General features: G+C 59.9%; 14 protein-coding genes. 8 read left to right on the forward strand and 6 right to left on the reverse strand.

Translation table 11 applies throughout. From position 1 onward, the window contains the following. Positions 1 to 245 precede the first annotated feature (245 nt). On the forward strand, positions 246 to 1,157 hold the full coding sequence (locus QZH45_RS05750) for an SDR family oxidoreductase (RefSeq protein ID WP_024777524.1): 912 nt from the start codon (positions 246 to 248) through the stop codon (positions 1,155 to 1,157). Positions 1,158 to 1,201: 44 nt separating this feature from the next. Here the strand turns inward: QZH45_RS05750 and QZH45_RS05755 are convergent, their stop codons facing one another. From QZH45_RS05755 to QZH45_RS05765, 3 genes are all read right to left on the reverse strand, one after another. Then, positions 1,202 to 1,969: an N-acetylmuramoyl-L-alanine amidase gene (locus QZH45_RS05755; RefSeq protein ID WP_024777525.1), complete on the reverse strand. Its 768-nt coding sequence runs from the start codon at positions 1,967 to 1,969 to the stop codon at positions 1,202 to 1,204. A gap of 179 nt (positions 1,970 to 2,148) precedes the next feature. After that, positions 2,149 to 2,406, reverse strand: coding sequence for a hypothetical protein (locus QZH45_RS05760; protein WP_024777526.1), 258 nt, complete (start codon positions 2,404 to 2,406; stop codon positions 2,149 to 2,151). Continuing rightward, positions 2,403 to 4,337: an S-type pyocin domain-containing protein gene (locus QZH45_RS05765; RefSeq protein WP_081036502.1), complete on the reverse strand. Its 1,935-nt coding sequence runs from the start codon at positions 4,335 to 4,337 to the stop codon at positions 2,403 to 2,405. Before QZH45_RS05765 ends, QZH45_RS05760 begins: the two co-directional genes overlap by 4 nt. A gap of 627 nt (positions 4,338 to 4,964) precedes the next feature. Between QZH45_RS05765 and QZH45_RS05770 the strand changes: the two genes are divergently transcribed. The 3 genes from QZH45_RS05770 to QZH45_RS05780 all read left to right on the forward strand — a co-directional run bounded on the left by QZH45_RS05770 (position 4,965) and on the right by QZH45_RS05780 (position 10,986). Further along, complete coding sequence (locus tag QZH45_RS05770; protein ID WP_024777528.1) at positions 4,965 to 6,758, forward strand: DUF1302 domain-containing protein; 1,794 nt, start codon at positions 4,965 to 4,967, stop codon at positions 6,756 to 6,758. A gap of 22 nt (positions 6,759 to 6,780) precedes the next feature. Continuing rightward, positions 6,781 to 8,148 carry a DUF1329 domain-containing protein gene (locus QZH45_RS05775; RefSeq protein ID WP_024777529.1) on the forward strand — a complete coding sequence of 456 codons (1,368 nt, stop codon included), beginning with the start codon at positions 6,781 to 6,783 and terminating at the stop codon, positions 8,146 to 8,148. Positions 8,149 to 8,433: 285 nt separating this feature from the next. Next, the gene (locus QZH45_RS05780; protein WP_055135124.1) at positions 8,434 to 10,986 is read left to right on the forward strand and encodes a helix-turn-helix transcriptional regulator; all 2,553 of its coding nucleotides are present in this window, start codon (positions 8,434 to 8,436) and stop codon (positions 10,984 to 10,986) included. On the opposite strand, the gene QZH45_RS05785 is transcribed toward QZH45_RS05780, so the two are convergent. Then, a complete protein-coding gene (locus tag QZH45_RS05785) occupies positions 10,976 to 11,782 on the reverse strand; it encodes an IclR family transcriptional regulator (RefSeq protein WP_055135123.1) in 807 nt (268 codons plus the stop codon). The genes QZH45_RS05780 and QZH45_RS05785 overlap by 11 nt on opposite strands. A 116-nt stretch (positions 11,783 to 11,898) precedes the next feature. On the opposite strand from QZH45_RS05785, the gene hmgA reads away from it, so the two are divergent. The 3 genes from hmgA to maiA are packed head-to-tail and all read left to right on the forward strand — an operon-like array spanning position 11,899 to position 15,163. Next, positions 11,899 to 13,203 (forward strand): homogentisate 1,2-dioxygenase, encoded by a 1,305-nt coding sequence (hmgA, locus tag QZH45_RS05790; RefSeq protein ID WP_024777532.1) that lies wholly within the window; start codon positions 11,899 to 11,901, stop codon positions 13,201 to 13,203. Positions 13,204 to 13,206: 3 nt separating this feature from the next. Beyond that, complete coding sequence (gene fahA / locus QZH45_RS05795; RefSeq protein WP_024777533.1) at positions 13,207 to 14,511, forward strand: fumarylacetoacetase; 1,305 nt, start codon at positions 13,207 to 13,209, stop codon at positions 14,509 to 14,511. A gap of 10 nt (positions 14,512 to 14,521) precedes the next feature. After that, positions 14,522 to 15,163, forward strand: a complete 642-nt coding sequence (gene maiA, locus QZH45_RS05800; protein ID WP_055135122.1) for a maleylacetoacetate isomerase — start codon at positions 14,522 to 14,524, stop codon at positions 15,161 to 15,163. A 137-nt stretch (positions 15,164 to 15,300) separates the two neighbouring features. Here maiA and QZH45_RS05805 read toward each other — a convergent pair whose 3' ends face one another. Then, complete coding sequence (locus QZH45_RS05805) at positions 15,301 to 16,104, reverse strand: SirB1 family protein (protein ID WP_024777535.1); 804 nt, start codon at positions 16,102 to 16,104, stop codon at positions 15,301 to 15,303. 184 nt (positions 16,105 to 16,288) lie between these two features. On the opposite strand from QZH45_RS05805, the gene QZH45_RS05810 reads away from it, so the two are divergent. Further along, complete coding sequence (locus QZH45_RS05810) at positions 16,289 to 17,308, forward strand: Glu/Leu/Phe/Val dehydrogenase family protein (protein ID WP_024777536.1); 1,020 nt, start codon at positions 16,289 to 16,291, stop codon at positions 17,306 to 17,308. A 34-nt stretch (positions 17,309 to 17,342) separates the two neighbouring features. Here the strand turns inward: QZH45_RS05810 and QZH45_RS05815 are convergent, their stop codons facing one another. Then, positions 17,343 to 18,542: a benzoate/H(+) symporter BenE family transporter gene (locus QZH45_RS05815; RefSeq protein ID WP_024777537.1), complete on the reverse strand. Its 1,200-nt coding sequence runs from the start codon at positions 18,540 to 18,542 to the stop codon at positions 17,343 to 17,345. Positions 18,543 to 18,804: the final 262 nt, after the last annotated feature.

The following is an 18,804-nucleotide window of genomic DNA, read 5'->3' on the forward strand; positions in this document are numbered from 1 at the left end:
AGCAGGCTCGCTCCCACCCTGTCCGGGTTGAACCCGAGACCAGCGTCCACCGCCAACCCCCTGTGGGAGCGAGCCTGCTCGCGAAAGCGCTGGGCCGGCTTGCATCGATATTGGAAGTGAAGCCGGTATACGCATCATCCCCCTGTCTTATCGCCTACCATTCACTCTAAACCGTGTTGATTGTGACCGTCAGCCCCGTGCCTGACACTCAGGTTTTAAATCCTCGGCCTGCTGGAGTTCTGCCCATGAGTGAGTCTGTGCGCTTCGAAGATAAAGTGGTAATCGTCACGGGAGCCGGCGGTGGGCTGGGGCGGGCCCATGCGCTGCTGTTCGCCAGGCAAGGCGCCAAGGTGCTGGTCAACGACCTCGGCGGCTCGGCCCAGGGGGAAGGGGCCAATGCTTCGGCGGCGGATCGGGTGGTCGCTGAAATCCGCGAGTCCGGGGGGATTGCCGAGGCGAACCACGATTCCGTTACCGATGGCGACAAGCTTGTGCAAAACGCCCTCGATGCGTTTGGCCGGGTCGATGTCGTGGTGAACAACGCCGGTATCCTGCGGGACAAGACCTTCCACAAAATGGACGACGCCGATTGGGACCTGGTCTATCGCGTTCACGTCGAGGGCGCGTACAAAGTCACCCGTGCCGCCTGGCCGCACCTGCGTGAGCAAAATTATGGCCGGGTAATCTTCACCGCTTCCACGTCCGGCATCTACGGCAACTTCGGCCAATCCAACTACGGTATGGCCAAGCTCGGCCTTTATGGCCTGACTCGCACCCTGGCTATCGAGGGGCGCAAGAACAATATCCTGGTCAACGCCATCGCTCCCACCGGCGGCACGCGCATGACCGAAGGCCTGATGCCGCCGCAAGTGTTCGAACAGCTTAAGCCCGAATTCGTCAGCCCGTTGGTGGTGTACCTGGCCAGCGAAGCCTGCCAGGAAACCTCCGGGTTGTTCGAAGTGGGCGGCGGCTGGATGGGCAAGGTACGCTGGGAGCGCAGCCTCGGCGTCGGGTTCGATCCAAGCAAAGGCTTCTCGCCCGAAGATGTTGCTGCCCATTGGCAACAGATCTGCGATTTCGACAACGCGGTGCATCCGAATGACAACCTGGAAGCGTTGAAGGAAATGATGGCGAACATGCAGCGTTACGCCGTGTAACCTTTATTGTCTGGGCCGGTTGTCGTTGCCGACGATAACCGTGCTCAGGGAAAGTACTTCTTTACCAAGGCCGCCAGGTTCGCCGCTGTCTCGATATCCATCACCCCGTCATGTTTCGCCGGCCGAAAGTGCAACTGGAAGGCCCTCACCAAACGCTGGAAACCCATGCCCGTCGTGGCCGCCGTCGTGTCATACCCATACTTCCTGAACAGCCCCAGCAGATGTTCCCGCGCCGGCACACCCACGCATCGGTAGGCCTGCAGGAAAGACTGTTGCGTGCAGTCATCGAACCACGCGCCGATGCCTTTCAGATACAAAGCATGCCAGGGAAACATCGGGCCCGGGTCACTCTTGCGCCCGGCGGCGATGTCCGAATGCGCCACGACATTGACCGGGCTGATATCGGGATAACGCCCGAGTATGTCGAGGGCCAACTGCTCCACTGCTTCGATTTGCTGCGGTGAGTAAGGCGGGAAGGTGAATGTTCCCTGGTGATCAGCGGCCAGATTGACGATTTCGACTCCAATGGACGTGTCGTTCAAATTGTTGCGATTGCCCCAACTGCTCACCCCTGCGTGCCAGGCACGCTTGTTTTCGTCCACCAGATTGAAAATCTGCGGCTCGTTGAAACCTGCTTGCGCATAACTCGGGTCAGTGAAGTCCGGAACCAGGTAATGGGCGCTGACGGAGGCGCCGGTCAGTGCGCTGATGGAAGATGAGAAATTGGCGGCCGTGTAGTGGAAGATCAGAAAGCGAATGCGGTTGTTGTGGCCTTTGTTTGAACGGTAACGGGTGGAATTTATCGGGTACATAAATGTGCTCATTGATAATTGAAGGGGTCGAAGCTGTGCGCTTCGATTAACTTCAGACTAACAATGATCTTCAAATTGGCTTGTAGTGAGGGTCTTGGTCTTTTGTAGGAATTGGCGTTTGGTTTGTGGGGTTCTATAACCTGAAAGGAAGAAGCCGCTGCACAGGCAGCGGCTAATGGTTAGGTGTATCTTTTTTCAAGGAAGAATTTTGGTGCTTTCCAGTTAGGCCCTTTAATGCAGAGCCCTTTTTGGCCGATTGCCAGTATCCCGGCTTCGAAAAGTTTGGTGTAAGTCCTTTCAAGTTCCCCGTGCTGTACAAGCTCAGGATTATGACGTCGGATCATCATGTCTAGATGTGGGAGGGGCTTTAGTAGCGCAAATACTGTAACGATTTCTTCTAGTGGCTCGTTCTTTACTATTTGTTCAATAATGTTCATTGCCCCATCTCCTTCAGCATTTTTTTGTAATCTCTTTCGTCCTGTAGGTCTGCTTTGGCTAGGGCATCCGTTGTATAAAGTAATGATGCTCGATCTTGAATTTTATAATCTTCAAGCGTCGCTGTGTGGGCATTGTTCCAATAGGATGAGTCATCTGTAGGCACAAAATCATCCCTAAGTCCAAGATTTCGAAATCTTTCGAGTTCTCTGATTTCATGAGTGTAGTACCGTAGGTCTGTATCGGTGACATCAATGTCGCCGCTCAGAATATTTTCAAGCCGTTTTATCATGACGCCATTCGCATCTGACGGGCTCAGTCTTGCTATATGCAGCTTAATGGTATCTATCCCCTCCCGGGTAACCGTCGCCGTTCTCCAGTCCAGATCAATAATAGGCCCACCTGCCTTATCTGGATTGAAGTCCCGCCCACTGTGCTCTCCTTTTGTCGTTGCTCCCTCATAGGGATTGCTGAACACGGTATAGAGCGGCGCGATGCCTGACTCAACCGGAAATACCGTGACGAACCCGCCAAAGCTATAACGATCCAGCTCTGGATGTGTATCGAGTCGCCCTGCCTTAATTTCCAGGATGGCGCCGCTGTAATGAATAACATCAGGGATGCTTGCAGGCAGGGAGGTAGAGACATTGTCCGTCGTTACGACAGGCGTCCAGGTTATGCCAATGGATTCGGCGTCCTGGCTATGGGACTTGTAGATATTTTCCTGTGGGTCAAAGGTAGCCAGCCTGACCGGTACTTTGGCGAGCGTTGAGTCGGCCGGGGTGGCAGCAACGATGAACTCCGTTTTGTTGGCGATGGTCCTGGAACCCAGAGCAACCGGGAGATGGGTTTCACCTCTTGATGTGGCGATGGCATGCAGGTCATCGGTGTTGTCCGGCGCGAGTTCCGACAGAGGAACACTCAGTACATAGAGATCGCCGTTACCTAATTCCGAGGTATAAACCAGGGCTGTAATCCCAGCGGCAGCGGGCCCAGCAAGGGTGATAAGGGTATCGATGACTGCCGCGGCTGCGGCGCGTAACGCATTAGTGATTGCCAAGGCGATCACCTGATCGGCGGCGAAGCTTCCTCCGATAACGCTTAATGCGGGAGCAATTGCAGCGGAGGCTAATACTGGACGTGTGGTGGCAGCCAAGACTGGTTTACGTGCTTCAGGGATTTCTGCCTGACGTTGGGCTGCTTTCGCTGCAATCCGTCTTCTTTTGGCATTACGTTTGGCCTCGGCTTTGGCGGCCTTGCGTGCTTTTATAGCGGCTGTACGCTGTCTGTCAGCCTGGGCTTTTGCCTGAGCTGCTGCCGCTGTTCTTGCGCTGGCTTCGGCGACGACTTTGTTTTGTATGACTAAGCGCGCTTCCAATAGCTTTATCTGTTCAGCCAGAAACTTTGCTTCGTAAGCTGCAGCGTAAGAGATATTCCATTTTCCTACTGCTTTGTAATACTCCCCTTGCGAGATGCGGTCCGGGGCATCGAATCCCTTGTAAAAGGGATCGCGACCTTTGTGGGTCAGTGGGTCATGTCCGTAATAACGATTGGCTATTGTTACTTGTTCTTGGTGGTCTGCCCTTGCTTTTGACAAGTGTAGGGTGAGTGTTCTTGCTTCAATGTTGTTAGCATCAACCCCAAGGGGGAGCATCTTACGAGCAGTCTCTCTGGTTTGTGAAAGTTCGGCATCGGTTATATGTTTGAGATTTTTAATGTTTTCCCTGTAAATCTTCTCGGTATCGGTGTTGCTTTCAATCAGCCATTCATTGGCGTAATCGATTGTGTCGGGACCGAGGTCGGAGTAGGCAGTGCCTGACATTCCTCCAAATCCAGAGCCGTTCGGAATTGATCCGCCAGGTCCTAAATTTAAAGATGGTGAGCGCCTGAGAGGTATTCCTCTATTTACAAGGATGTTCTTTTCTTGTGGCATGTCGAGTTCCTTTCGAATGCGGGTACTGAAATAGTGTTTGTCAGTGTTCAGTGATAAACCTGTCCACCGTCATATATGTCAGTGCTGTTGTGAACGAAAAAATACTATAAGTTTGTTCGCAGAGGGTGTGCAGGTGAGAGATTCCGAAGATGTTGTGGGAATCGAGAAGTTTCACCCTGGAAAAAAATAACCCACATAAAAAAGGCCGCTGCAAAAAGCAGCGGCCTGAAGATGACGTTGCAAAGGAGCCACAAACCAACGTCGGTAAGCACGGGGTGATGGATCGATAATCCATCCGAATGACGGTGCGCCAGGCGTGAGGGATGCCATGGCGGGTGCTTGCAGGCCCGTTACCCTGAAAGCCCGGCCAGCATAGGGATCGGGCGCATCGGGAAACAGAGCGGATCCGGACATGCACTGTTACGGCGCGCGCAACAGTCGAAACAAGACGTCGAATATGCGTTGAACTGATGGGCCGCTATCCAGCCCATCCATGGCGTGTGCAAAGCCCCGTCTCGTGCGGGCACTAATCCTTTCGAGCGACAACGTGAATACCTCCTTGGTGCGCTTATCGACCGTGGCGGGCGGCAGTAGGGTGAAGACTCTGTCACTCACCGGGGAAGACGCATGACAACAATAACAATGCGCGCCATCTTCAAGCCGCAGGCGCTGGCCGTCGCGGTGGCCTTGGGCTGCTGCGCCCAGGCGCAGGCCGTCTCATTCAACATTGGCGAGATCGAAGGCCAGTTCGACTCCTCGCTGTCCGTGGGCGCGAGCTGGGGTATGAGCGATGCCAACAAGGACTTTATCGGCACGGTCAACGGCGGTAGGGGTCAGTCTTCCACGGGTGATGATGGACGGCTGAATTTCAAGAAGGGCGAGACCTTCTCGAAGATCTTCAAGGGCCTGCACGACCTTGAGCTCAAGTACGGTGATACCGGCGTGTTCGTGCGTGGCAAGTACTGGTATGACTTCGAGCTGAAGGACGAAAGCCGTCCGTTCAAGGACATCAGCGACAGTAATCGCAAGGAGGGCGCCAAGTCTTCGGGGGCGGAGATTCTCGATGCCTTCGTCTATCACAACTATTCCATCGCCGATCTGCCGGGCACCGTGCGTGCCGGCAAACAGGTGGTCAGTTGGGGGGAGAGTACCTTCATCGGCAACTCCATCAACAGCATCAACCCGGTGGACGTGTCCGCATTCCGTCGCCCGGGTGCCGAGATCAAGGAAGGACTGATTCCGGTGAACATGCTGTTCGCCTCCCAAGGCCTGACCGACAAGCTCACCATCGAGGGCTTCTACCAGTTGGAGTGGGACCAGACGGTGGTCGACAACTGCGGCACGTTCTTCGGCAATGACGTGGTAGCGGATGGCTGCACCAGTGGCTATACCGTGGGCAGCCCGGCTATCGCGCCGTTCGTACCGCTGACCCAGGCGTTCGGTCAGGGGATCGAGGTGTCCAGCGAAGGCGTGGTCATTCCTCGTGGCGGCGACCGTGATGCCCGTGACTCCGGCCAGTGGGGTACGGCGTTGCGCTGGCTTGGTGATGACACCGAGTACGGCTTGTACTTCATGAACTATCACAGTCGCACCCCTACTGTCGGTACCACGACGGCGGGAGCCTCAACCCTGGCGGCTTTGCCGGGAATGGTTGCGATTGCCAACGGCCTGTCGCCGGGCAGTGGTGCCGGCCTGGCCCAAAGCGTGATGCTCGGCCGCGGTCAGTACTACCTCGAATACCCTGAGGACATACGCCTGTACGGTGCCAGCTTCTCCACCACGCTGCCCACCGGCACCGCATGGACCGGTGAGATCAGCTATCGCCCCAACGCACCGGTGCAGCTCAACACCAACGACCTGACCCTGGCCTTGCTAAATCCAATAGCCGGTGGCGCAGCGTCACCTATCGCCACTTCGCCGGGCGCCGACAACACCGGCTACCGCCGCAAGGAAATCACCCAGATCCAAAGCACCCTGACCCACTTCGTCGATCAGGTATGGGGTGCGGATCGCTTGACCCTGGTGGGCGAGGCGGCGGTGGTGCATGTCGGTGGGCTGGAGTCCAAGGACAAACTGCGTTACGGCCGCGACTCGGTCTATGGCCAATACGGGTTCAACGGTGACACCGATGGCTTCGTCACCTCGACCTCATGGGGCTATCGCGCCCGGGCGATCCTCGACTACTCCAACGTCGTCGCCGGCATCAACTTCAAACCCAACGTGTCCTGGTCCCATGACGTGGCCGGCTACGGTCCCAACGGCCTGTTCAACGAGGGCGCCAAGGCCGTCAGCCTCGGCGTCGATGCCGACTATCGCAACACCTACACCGCCAGCCTGAGCTACACCGACTTTTTCGGCGGCGACTACAACGTCCTCAAGGATCGCGACTTCCTCGCGTTGAGCTTCGGCGTGAACTTCTGATCTGGCTGACAAGGAAAACCCTATGCGCAAGATGATCCTGCAATGCGGTGCCCTGGCCTTGAGCCTGCTGGCCGCAAACGTGATGGCGGCGGTCTCGCCGGACGAGGCGAACAAACTGGGCACCAGCCTGACGCCGCTGGGAGCGGAGAAAGCCGGTAATGCCGATGGCTCGATCCCGGCCTGGACCGGTGGTATCCCGAAAAACGCCGGTGCCGTGGACAGCAAGGGCTTTCTGGCGGATCCGTTCGCCAATGAGAAGCCACTGTTCATCATTACTGCCGCGACGGTGGACAAGTACAAGGACAAGCTTTCCGAAGGTCAGGTCGCGATGTTCAAGCGCTACCCGGAAACCTACAAGATCCCGGTTTATCCGACCCATCGCAGCGTAGGGTTGCCGCCGGAAATCTACGAGTCGGCCAAGCGCAGCGCACTCAATGTCACCGCGATCAACGACGGTAACGGACTGGCCAATTTCACCGGCAACCGTTACTACGCGTTTCCGATTCCCAAGAACGGTGTGGAAGTCATCTGGAACCACATCACCCGTTATCACGGTGGCAACCTGCGGCGCATCATCACCCAGGCCACACCGCAGACCAACGGCAGCTTTACGCCGATCCGTTTCGAAGAGGAAGTGGCTGTGCCGGCCCTGATCAAGGACGCCGATCCGGAAAAAGCCAGCAACGTGCTGACCTATTTCAAGCAGGAAGTCACCGCCCCCGCACGTCTGGCCGGCAATGTGCTGCTGGTGCATGAAACCCTCGACCAAGTGAAGGAACCACGCCTGGCCTGGATCTACAACGCCGGCCAGCGCCGTGTGCGCCGCGCCCCACAGGTGGCCTACGATGGCCCGGGCACCGCCGCCGACGGGTTGCGTACTTCCGACAACTTCGACCTGTTCTCCGGTGCGCCGGACCGCTACGACTGGCAGTTGATCGGCAAGAAGGAAATGTACATTCCGTACAACAGCTACAAACTCGATTCACCGAGCCTCAAGTACGACGACGTGATCAAGGCCGGCCACATCAACCAGGACCTGACCCGATACGAGTTGCACCGGGTCTGGGAAGTGATCGGTACGGTCAAGCCCAACGAGCGACACATCTATGCCAAGCGCCACATGTACTTCGACGAGGACAGCTGGCAGGCGGCGCTGGTGGATCACTACGACGGCCGTGGTCAATTGTGGCGCGTGGCCGAAGGGCATGCGCAGTTCTATTACGACCACCAGAACCCCGGCTACACCCTCGAGACGCTCTACGACATCATTGCCGGCCGCTACATTGCGCTGGGCATGAAGAACGAAGAGAAGCACAGCTATGAGTATGGTTTCGAGGCCAGGGCAGCCGACTACACACCGGCGGCGTTGCGCTCGAGCGGGGTTCGGTAAGCCTCGATGGTCTTCTGACTGTGGCGAGGGGATTTATCTGTGGCGAGGGGATTCATCCCCGCTGGGCTGCGCAGCAGCCCCAACACAGACGACTCAATCAGCCTGATACACCGAGTCGTAGGGTTTGGGGCCGCTGCGCGCCGCAGCGGGGATGAATCCCCTCGTCACAGGAACATCTGTCCGGTTGTCTTCTTATGAGGCGCGATCAGCGCGCTGAATACTTCTCCAAAGGTTGGCGACACAGGGCTAGGGTGATGAGAGAACAATAAAAAAGGACCCTCGCACATGACCGCCATGACCCCGTGTCCGGACCGTCCAGGATTGTTGCCTCGCCTGTCCTCGACGCATGTGCCGCGACGGTCCCTGAGCGAGCCTTTGCTCACCTCGCAAGCACGGATAAAACTGCTCTGCGCGCCGCCGGGCAGTGGCAAGAGTGCGTTGTTCGCCGAATGTTTCCTCCAGGCTCCCGCCGGATGTCGACTGCATTGGTTGCCGCTGGGTGGCGCGGCGCTGGACGTGCAGCAAATGTGCGAGCAACTGGCGCAGACCCTCGGGCTGCCGGTGATTGGGGAGGCAGCGCTGCTGTCCCATCTGGCGCGCTTGCAGACGCCGACATGGCTGTTCCTGGATGATTATTGCCGGGTGCCTAATCCCGAACTGGACCAGTTGCTCGACCGTCTGTTGAACGCCAGCAGCCCGGCGCTGCACCTGTGGCTCAATGGCCGTCGCCGTCCACACTGCAACTGGTTGCGCTTGCTGCTCGATGATGAGTTGCACGAATTCGACGCGAAGGCGCTGATGTTCAGCCCTGAGGATATTCAACCGTTGCTCGGTCATTTGCCCGGCCCCCTGGCGACCCGTACGGCCCGCGAGGTGATACAGCGCAGCGGTGGCTGGTGCGCCGGTGTGCGCATTGCCTTGCTCGAGCGTTGCGAGTGGGCGCGCCGCCACGCATCACCGGGGCGCCCCGGCACCTTGCTTGATTACCTCGAGCACGAGCTGTTCAGTGCGTTGCCCCCGGACCAGGCACAGGCCTGGCGCGTGCTGGCCCATCTGCCGCGCTTCAATGCGCGGCTGTGCGAACATCTGTTTGGTGACACCGTAGGTGCGGAATGCCTGCCCTTGTTGAGGGACCTGGGGTGTTTCATCGAACCCTGGGAGCAGTCGTCGGACTGGTTGCAGGTATTCCCGGCCCTGGCCCGGTTGGTGCGCGAGGAACCGTGGCCGCAGGGACGGTCCTGGCATCGACGGGCTTGCCAGTGGTTTGCCGCCGAGCAGGACTGGCCAATGGCGTTCGAGCAGGCGATGCTGGCTGAAGAGTTCGAGGCCGCCGTCAGTTTCTTGCAGCACCTGAGCTTCGAACACGTCTTGCAACGTCGCACCGTGGTGCTGTTGCTGGACTTGCATGATCGACAGGGCGAAGCGCTGACGCTGGGTACGCCGCAATCGGTGGGTCTGGTGACGGCCGCGCTGTTGTTCGCCGGGCGCTTCGATCAGGCATTGGAATGCATTGAGCAACTGGCCAGGTTTGCCCCCCAGCCCAAGGCCTGCCAGCAGCGTCAGTTGGTTGCGCGGTGGCAGGTTCTCAGTGGCTGGTTGTGGCACCTGGCAGGCGAGGGGGATCAGGCGAGCGAACACTTTCTCCTGGCCCAGAGCAGCCTGGATCCGGAGGCTTGGGCTTCGAGGCTGCTGTGCCAGTCTGGGCTGACACAACAGGCCTTGCTCAAGGGCGAGCTGGCGTCGGCACAATGGATCAATCGCCAGGCGCTATGCTTGGCGCGTGCACAGGGCTCGCTGGTGTTCGAGGGGTTGTTGGAGCTCGATCACGCCCAATTGCTGGAGCAACGCGGCGCGCCCCATCGGGCCGACCATCTGTTGGGGGCGGTCCAGGCGTTGCTCGATAAGCCAGGCCAGGACTTTTCTCCGTTGCTGGGTCGCATTGCCCTGCGACGCGGTCGCCTGGCATTGCGCATGGGGTTCGAGGAGCAAGCAGCGGAGCAGTTTCAAACGGGCCTGGAAACGAGCATGCATAGCCAGGACAAACAAGTGCTCTATGGGTTTCTCGGCAAGGCCAGCCTGGCCGCTAATCAGGGCGACTACGGCGAGGCCTTTGTGCAACTGCGTGAAGCCGAGCGGGTCATGCAGCAGCGGCACATTCCCGACACCGTATACCGTGGCGTATTGCTGCAGACCAGTTGTCAGTTCTGGTTGCAACAGGGCCGCCCGGAGCTGGCCTATGAAGCGTTGACCCGGGTCCTGCGGCATTTTCGCGGCCCAAAGGCCAAACACGCGCCACCGGCGACCTTGGAATTGATCCCGCGGCTTGAATACCTGCTGATACTGGCCGAGGTCTACCTGCAGCGGGCGCAAGACCCGCAGGCCCGACTGGAGATCATGATTGCCCAGGCGCAGCGCTGTGGCATGCAGGCGCTGGAAACTGAGCTGCATCTGGCGTTGGCCGAAGTCGTCTGGCTGTGCGGCGATCATGCACAGGCCCGTGTGCTGATGCTGGAAGGCCTCGAGCGGGTCGCCTGTTGGCGCGCGCAGCAGGCCCTGTGCGAGCTGCGCTTGCGTCAGCCGGAACTGCTGCGTTGGGCGCAATCGGTTGAGACCGTCGGACAGCCGGCGACCGGCACCGAAGACACGTTGCTCAGCCAGCGAGAGTTGGAAGTCCTGGGCCTGATTGCCCAAGGTTATTCAAACCAGCAGATTGCCGAACAACTGTTCATATCGTTGCACACGGTTAAAACCCATGCGCGGCGGATACATAGCAAGTTGGGTGTACAGCGACGTACCCAGGCGGTGGCGAAGGCCAAGGTCATGGGGGTCATGGGTTAGTCTGAGCTGATCCTGAGCCGGACTCATACCCCATTCGCCAACTCACGGCCCGGGTCGCCGCCAACAGTCGTTGGGCCGCCGGGCCATTCTCATCGGCATGGAACAGCGAGGTCGGGCCGACGATGGTCATGACGGCCGTGACCTGGCCGACGGCATTGAAGACCGGCGCGGACAAGGCGTCCACCCCCGGCATCAGCAAGCCATGCACATGGTGCAATCCCCGACCGCGGATCTGCTCGCACAGGGTGGCATAGGCACGGTCGTCGGCCAGTGCGTGATTGCCGCTGCTCGCCACTTCCTGTTCTCGCAGCTCGATGGTCTCGCGCTCCGGCAGATAGGCACTGAACACCAGTCCGGTGGACGAACTGAGCAACGGCAACACCGAACCCAGTTGCGTCACCACGGTCACGGCGCGCACGGCGGGTTCGATCCGTACCACGGTCGCGCCGTGATTGCCCCACACCGCCAGGAAACAGGTTTCGTTCAAGTCATCCCGCAGTTCCGCCAGGGGCAGGGCGGCCACTTGCAGCACGTCCATGCCGTTCAGCGCCGCCAGGCCCACCCGCAAGGCTTCGCGCCCCAGGCCGTAGTGGTTGGTGGCGGTGTTCTGTTCGGCGAAACCGCTGGCTATCAAGGCCTGCAGATAGCGATGAACCTTGCTCGCCGGCATCTGCACGTGTTCGGCCAGGCGCGACAGCGACGTGGAGGGGGAAAGTTCGGCCAGGGCTTTGAGGATGTCGGTGCCGACTTCGGCCGAGCGGACTTTCTGCTTGCTGTTATTGAGCGGGGTTTCCATGGAGGCGCTGGATCCGGGAGCGAATGGGCGTCTTTATAGCTTGACGGTCGCTGTCGAGCAAATTACGTTATGCGTAATCGAATTACGATAAAAATAACAGATGTTCAGGAGGCTCCATGAACCTCGATTCCACAGCGTCAGGGCTGGCGTACCAATCAGGCTTCGGCAACGAATTTGCCAGTGAAGCGCTGCCTGGTGCGCTGCCTGCCGGCCAGAACTCTCCGCAGAAGGCGCCATACGGTCTCTACGCCGAGTTGTTTTCCGGTACGGCGTTCACCATGACTCGCAGCGAGGCGCGGCGTACCTGGATGTATCGCATCCGGCCATCGGCCAACCATCCGGCATTCATCAAACTGGAGCGCCAGCTGGCTGGCGGGGCGCTGGGCGAGGTCACACCGAATCGCCTGCGCTGGAATCCCTTGGACATCCCCGCCGAACCCACTGACTTCATCGACGGGCTGGTGCGCATGGCGGCCAATGCCGGCCAGGACAAGCCCGCCGGCATCAGTATCTTTCACTACCGTGCCAACCGCTCCATGGAGCGGGTGTTCTTCAATGCGGACGGCGAGTGGCTGATCGTGCCGCAGTCAGGGCGACTGCGAATCGTCACCGAGCTGGGCCGGCTGGAACTGGTTCCGCTGGAAATCGCCGTGCTGCCTCGCGGCCTGAAGTTTCGCATCGAGCTGCTCGATCCGCAGGCCCGCGGCTACCTCGCCGAGAACCATGGCGCGCCGCTGCGCCTGCCTGATCTCGGCCCCATCGGCAGCAACGGCCTGGCCAACCCGCGGGACTTCCTGACACCAGTCGCGCATTACGAGAACCTTCCACAACCGACCACGCTGGTGCAGAAATTCCTCGGTGAGTTGTGGGCTTGCGAACTGGATCATTCGCCGTTCGACGTCGTGGCCTGGCACGGCAACAACGTGCCGTACAAATACGATCTGCGCCGCTTCAACACCATCGGCACGGTCAGCTTCGATCATCCGGACCCTTCGATCTTCACCGTGTTGACCTCGCCTACCAGCGTCCACGGCCTGGCCAATCTCGACTTCGTGATCTTCCCGCCGCGCTGGATGGTCGCGGAAAAAACCTTCCGTCCACCGTGGTTCCACCGCAACCTGATGAACGAATTCATGGGCCTGATCCAGGGCGCCTACGATGCCAAGGCCGAGGGTTTCGTGCCGGGTGGCGCCTCCTTGCACAGCTGCATGAGCGCCCATGGTCCGGATGGCGAAACCTGCACCAAGGCGATCAACGCCGAGCTGACGCCGGTGAAAATAGATAACACCATGGCCTTCATGTTCGAAACCAGCCAGGTGCTGCGCCCGAGCCGTTTCGCCCTGGATTGCCCGCAACTGCAAACCGACTACGATGCCTGTTGGGCTTCGCTGCCCGTCACGTTCGACCCGACCCGGAGATAATCCATGACCCAAGTTTCCCCTGCCCGTAGCTGGGTTGCCTCCGCCAACGGCCATGCCGATTTCCCACTGCAGAACCTGCCGCTGGGGATCTTCAGCGTGGGCGGTGGTGCTCCGCGAAGCGGTGTTGCCATTGGCGATCATGTTTTCGATCTGCAGGCCGCGTTGCAAGCAGGACTGTTCGATGGCGCGGCGCGCGAAGCCGTCGAAGCCATGAGCGGCGGCCAGTTGAACGCATTCTTCGAACTGGGCCGCAATGCCCGGGTGGCCTTGCGTGAACGGCTGCAGGCCTTGTTGGGCGAAGACAGTGCGCAACGCGAGCTGATTCTGGCCCAAGGGACGAAGATGCTTCCTCTGGCGACGGATTGCCAGATGCACCTGCCGGCGAAAATCAACGACTACACCGACTTCTACGTCGGCATCGAGCATGCGCAGAATGTCGGCAAACTGTTCCGCCCCGACAACCCGCTGTTGCCCAACTACAAATACGTTCCCATCGGTTACCACGGTCGCGCCTCGACCATCCGCCCGTCCGGCACCGATGTACGTCGCCCCAAGGGCCAGACCCTGCCCGCCGGCCAGAGTGAACCGACCTTCGGCCCCTGCTCGCGGCTGGACTACGAGCTGGAGCTGGGGATCTGGATCGGCAAGGGCAATGCACTGGGCGAGCCCATCGCCATCGGTGACGCCGCCGAGCACATCGGTGGGTTCTGCCTGCTCAACGATTGGTCGGCTCGGGATATCCAGGCCTGGGAATACCAGCCGCTGGGGCCTTTTCTGTCAAAGAGCTTTCTGACCAGTATTTCGCCGTGGGTCGTGACGGCTGAAGCCCTGGAGCCGTTCCGCTGCCCTCAACCGGCGCGGCCGGAAGGCGATCCGCAACCCCTGCCCTATCTGCTGGACAAGCGCGACCAGGACGGCGGCGCCTTTGATATCGAGCTGGAGGTCCTGCTGCTGACCGAAACCATGCGTGAGCAGAATCTGCCGGCCCATCGCCTGACGTTGAGCAACACCCGCTACATGTATTGGACCGTGGCGCAGATGGTCGCGCACCATAGCGTCAATGGCTGCCAGTTGCAGGCCGGCGACCTGTTCGGCTCGGGCACCTTGTCGGGTCCGGAGAGCGGTCAGTTCGGCAGCTTGCTGGAGATCACCGAGGGCGGCAAGAAACCGATCGAGCTGGCGTCTGGTGAAGTGCGCAAATTCCTCGAGGATGGCGACGAAATCATCCTGCGAGCCCGTTGCAGCCGTGAGGGCGTCGCTTCCATCGGTTTCGGCGAATGCCGGGGCAAGATCCTGTCGGCGCGTTGAGGGGCAGGGCATGGAACTCTATACCTATTACCGCTCCACCTCGTCTTATCGGGTGCGCATCGCTCTGGCACTCAAAGGCCTGGATTACCGTGCCGTGCCGGTCAACCTGATCGCACCGCCGGGAGGCGAACATCGCCAGCCGGCCTATCTCGCGATCAATCCGCAGGGGCGGGTACCGGCGCTGCGTACCGACGAGGGGGCGCTGCTGGTGCAATCGCCGGCCATCATCGAATACCTGGAGGAGCGTTATCCACAGGTGCCGCTGCTCAACCCGGACCTGGCGGTTCGTGCCCATGAACGCGGCGTCGCTGCCCTGATCGGTTGTGATATCCACCCGCTGCACAACGTCAGCGTGCTCAACAAGCTGCGGCAGTGGGGGCATGATGAAACGCAGGTGGCGGAGTGGATCGGACACTGGATCAGCCAGGGGCTGACGGCGGTGGAGCAGCTGATCGGCGACGAGGGCTACTGTTTCGGCCTCGCGCCAGGATTGGCGGATGTCTACCTGGTCCCGCAGTTGTACGCGGCTGAGCGTTTCAACGTTTCCTTGCAAGGTTATCCACGGATCCGTCGCGTTGCGGCGCTGGCGGCTGCACATGCCGCGTTCCAGAAAGCGCATCCGGCTAATCAGGTGGACACGCCTGCCAGCTGACATCAAGGGTGGCTGATCTGGCGCCATCGCGAGCAGGCTCGCTCCCACATGGTTCGCGTTACGCCGTCCCGTGTGGGAGCGAGCCTGCTCGCGAAGGCGGCCTGACAGTCAGCAAGAATGTCAGCCTGCCCTGCAGATCAATGCACAATCGAATTCGGCGGCAGATGCCCCAGCCGCTCCGTCAGCCGGATCCGCTGGATCGGGTCGTCACTGAGCATCAGCGCGTGTTCCAGGTCGAAGCGTTCGGCGTTGGGACAGTCGAGACGCTGGTACAGGCTGGCGCGGGCTAGGTAATCGGCGGCGCTGGCGTTGCCCAGTTCCAGGACCCGTTCGGCATCGATCAGTGCGTCGATGTACTCGTCGTTCGTCAGATGCAACTGGCGAAGATTGCGTGACAGGCGCTGGAGCATCTGCAGCGGCTCGGCGCTGGCCAAATGCTCAGCCTTGAGCGGCATGTTCGAGCCATATTGACGCTGCAGCAGTTCCCGGCAGTCGTTGGGGTACAGCCGACGGCCACCACATGGGTCGAGCAGGTGATCGGCACCGGGCACTCGAAGCAGGAAGTGACCGGGGAAATTGACCCCGACCATCGGTATCTCCAGGCCTCGGGCCAACTCCAGGGCAATCAGGGCGAGGGCCAATGGTTGGCCGCGCTTTCTGGCCAATACCTTGTCGAGCAATGCGACGCGCGGGCGCAGGGGGGTGAAATCGTCCTGGGCATACCCCAGGTCATTCAGGCAGCGCAACAAGGGCTGGCCCAGCTCCGCGACGGGCAGCAAGGGCAGGTCATGGCTGACCTGCTGCTGCAGATCCCTGAAATCCCTCAGCAAGGCCGGTACGTCGACGTCGTGATCATGCTCGGCAGCGATCCACAGCGCCGCTTCGAACAGCGCCGCAGGCGAACGGTACAGACATTCAAAAAAGGCTTGGCGCGGTTTCATCACACTCTCCGGACATTGCCTCGTTTTAGCTCTGCCACGGGCTTTCGTCCAGTCTCAGAGAGATGCGGTAACGGTTATGCCCGAAAAGATGACAGTTGAGGCAGCTTATTCCGGCGTGCTCCAGCAAATTTCAGCGACACGCCTATACTGGCGAAACAAACAGAAGTGATTCGGGAGCCTGTCGATGTTTGCGCTCATGCAAAGCTCCCGCCTTGAATCGCTGCACTTGAGCGTAGACCCGACAACCGGGTTGAAGGCGGTCATTGCCATTCATAGCAGCCGCCCAGGGCCAGCCTTGGGGGGATGTCGTTATCTGTCCTACCCCGACGATGAAAGTGCCGTGGTCGATGCGGTGCGCCTGGCCCAGGGCATGAGCTACAAGGCTGCGCTGGCCGGTCTGCCGGTAGGCGGTGGGGTGGCGGTGATCATGCGTCCGGCCCATGTCGAAAGCCGGGCCGCGTTGTTCGAAGCCTTTGGTCGCTGCATCGAGCAACTGGATGGCCGGTACATCACCGCCATCGACAGCGGTACCTCGGTGGCCGACATGGATTGCATCGCCCAACAGACCCGTCATGTCACCAGTACCACCGCTTCGGGCGACCCGGCCCCCCACGCTGCGATGGGGGTATTCGCCGGCATTCGTGCCACGGCCATGGCCCGGCTGGGTAGCGACAATCTTGAAAGCCTGCGCGTGGCGATCCAGGGCTTGGGCAATGTCGGGTATGCCCTGGCCGAACAGCTGCACGCGGCCGGTGCAGAACTGCTGGTCAGCGACATCGATCCCGGCAAGGTGCAACTGGCAATGGAGCAACTGGGCGCCCATCCCATTGCCAACGATGCGCTGCTCAGCACCCCTTGTGACATTCTTGCCCCCTGCGGCCTGGGCGGTGTGCTCAACAGCCACAGCGTGGCGCAACTGCGTTGCTCGGCCGTGGCCGGCTCGGCCCATAACCAGTTGAGCAGCCTGCTAGTGGCCGACCAATTGGAAAAGCGCGGGATTCTCTATGCGCCGGACTATGTGATCAACTCCGGTGGGCTGATCTACGTCGCCCTCAAACATCGCGGCGAAGAGCTGTCGACCATCACGGCCCACCTGTCGAAAATCGCTGCTCGGCTCACGGAGGTCTTCGCCCATGCCCAGGCGGAGAAACGTTCGCCGGCCCGGGTGGCGGATGAGCTGGCAGAGCGTTTGCTGTATCGATAAAAGCGGCTCGCAGCGCAATCGCGAGCCGCCATGATCAGTTGCCCGCGGCGATGACGGCGGTTTTGCTTTGCCGGGTATAGGCCAGCACGAAATGCGCCACGAGGCCGAAGATCAGGCCCCAGAATGCGGCGGCCAGCCCCAGGAAACTCATGCCCGACGCGGTCACCAGAAAGGTGATCAGCGCTGCTTCCCGCTGTTTCTCATCCGCCATGGCACCGGTCAACCCGGCGCTGATTGCGCCGAACAGGGCGAGACCGGCGAGGGAGGCGATCAGCTCTTTCGGCAGGGCGGAAAACACTGAGGCCAGCGTCGCGCCGAAGGTGCCCATCAGGATATAGAACACCCCGCAGGCGATGCCGGCGATATAGCGTTTGTCACGGTCCTCATGGGCTTCGCGACCGGTGCAGATCGCCGCAGTAATGGCCGCCAGGTTCAAACCGTGGGAGCCGAAGGGCGCCATCAGGGCCGAGCCAATCGCGGTGACCGAAATGATCGAGCGCGCCGGTGTGTTGTAGCCCGAGGTGCGTAAGACCGCCATGCCCGGTACGTACTGGCCGGTCAACGTCACCAGCGCCAATGGCAGGCCAATGTTGATGATTGCATGCCAGCTCCATTCAGGGGCGATAAAGACCGGATGGGCCACCGCGATGGTGATCGAGCCACTGTTGAGTTCTCCGAACGCGGCGGCCATCGCGCAGCCGACCACCAGCACTGACAGAATCGCGTAGCGCGGCGAAAAGCGCTTGCAGATCAGGTAAGCCGCAATCATCGACAACACCAGCGCCGGCTGCAGCTTGATCGAAGTGAACAACTCTGCGCCGAAGCGGAACAGGATGCCGGCGAGCATGGCGGCGGCGATGGCTTTGGGCAGGCGGCTCATCAGCTTGTCGAACGCGCCGGACAACCCCACTACGGCAATGATCAGCGACGCCACCACATAGGCGCCGATGGCTTGGGGCAGGGTAACGGTCGGCAGCATCGACACCAGTAACGCCGCGCCCGGTGTCGACCACGCCGTGATCACTGGAATACGCAGGCGCCAGCTCAGGACCAGGCCGGTGATTCCGCTGCCGATGGAAATGGCCCAGATCCACGAGGAGACCACGTCGTTGTCCAAGTGTGCCTCCTTGGCTGCCTGGAACACGATGATGAGGGGGCCGGCATAGGAAATGATCACGGCGATAAAGCCCGCGATGATCGCTGACAGGGATAGATCCTTTCTGATTGTGGCCATAGTGTCTCGACTTGGCGCGGCAGGAGCGCGCAGTGATCAGGGAGGGTTGAGTCGATTGATTCGATTTTGAAGAGTGTATTTGAATGAATTGAATTGATTCAATGGTGGGGCGGCAGGTTTTGTAATGGTTAGCTTTAATACTTAGTTAACTGTATGAATTTATTGGCTATTTATTTTTACTTGGTGGATGAAAGGATAGCGGTCAGCGGTTAATTATCGAATCAATCGACTCAATTTGTCGATTGCGCCCGTGATCAATAGC

It is taken from the genome of Pseudomonas corrugata, assembly GCF_050920615.1.
GTDB lineage: Bacteria > Pseudomonadota > Gammaproteobacteria > Pseudomonadales > Pseudomonadaceae > Aquipseudomonas > Aquipseudomonas corrugata.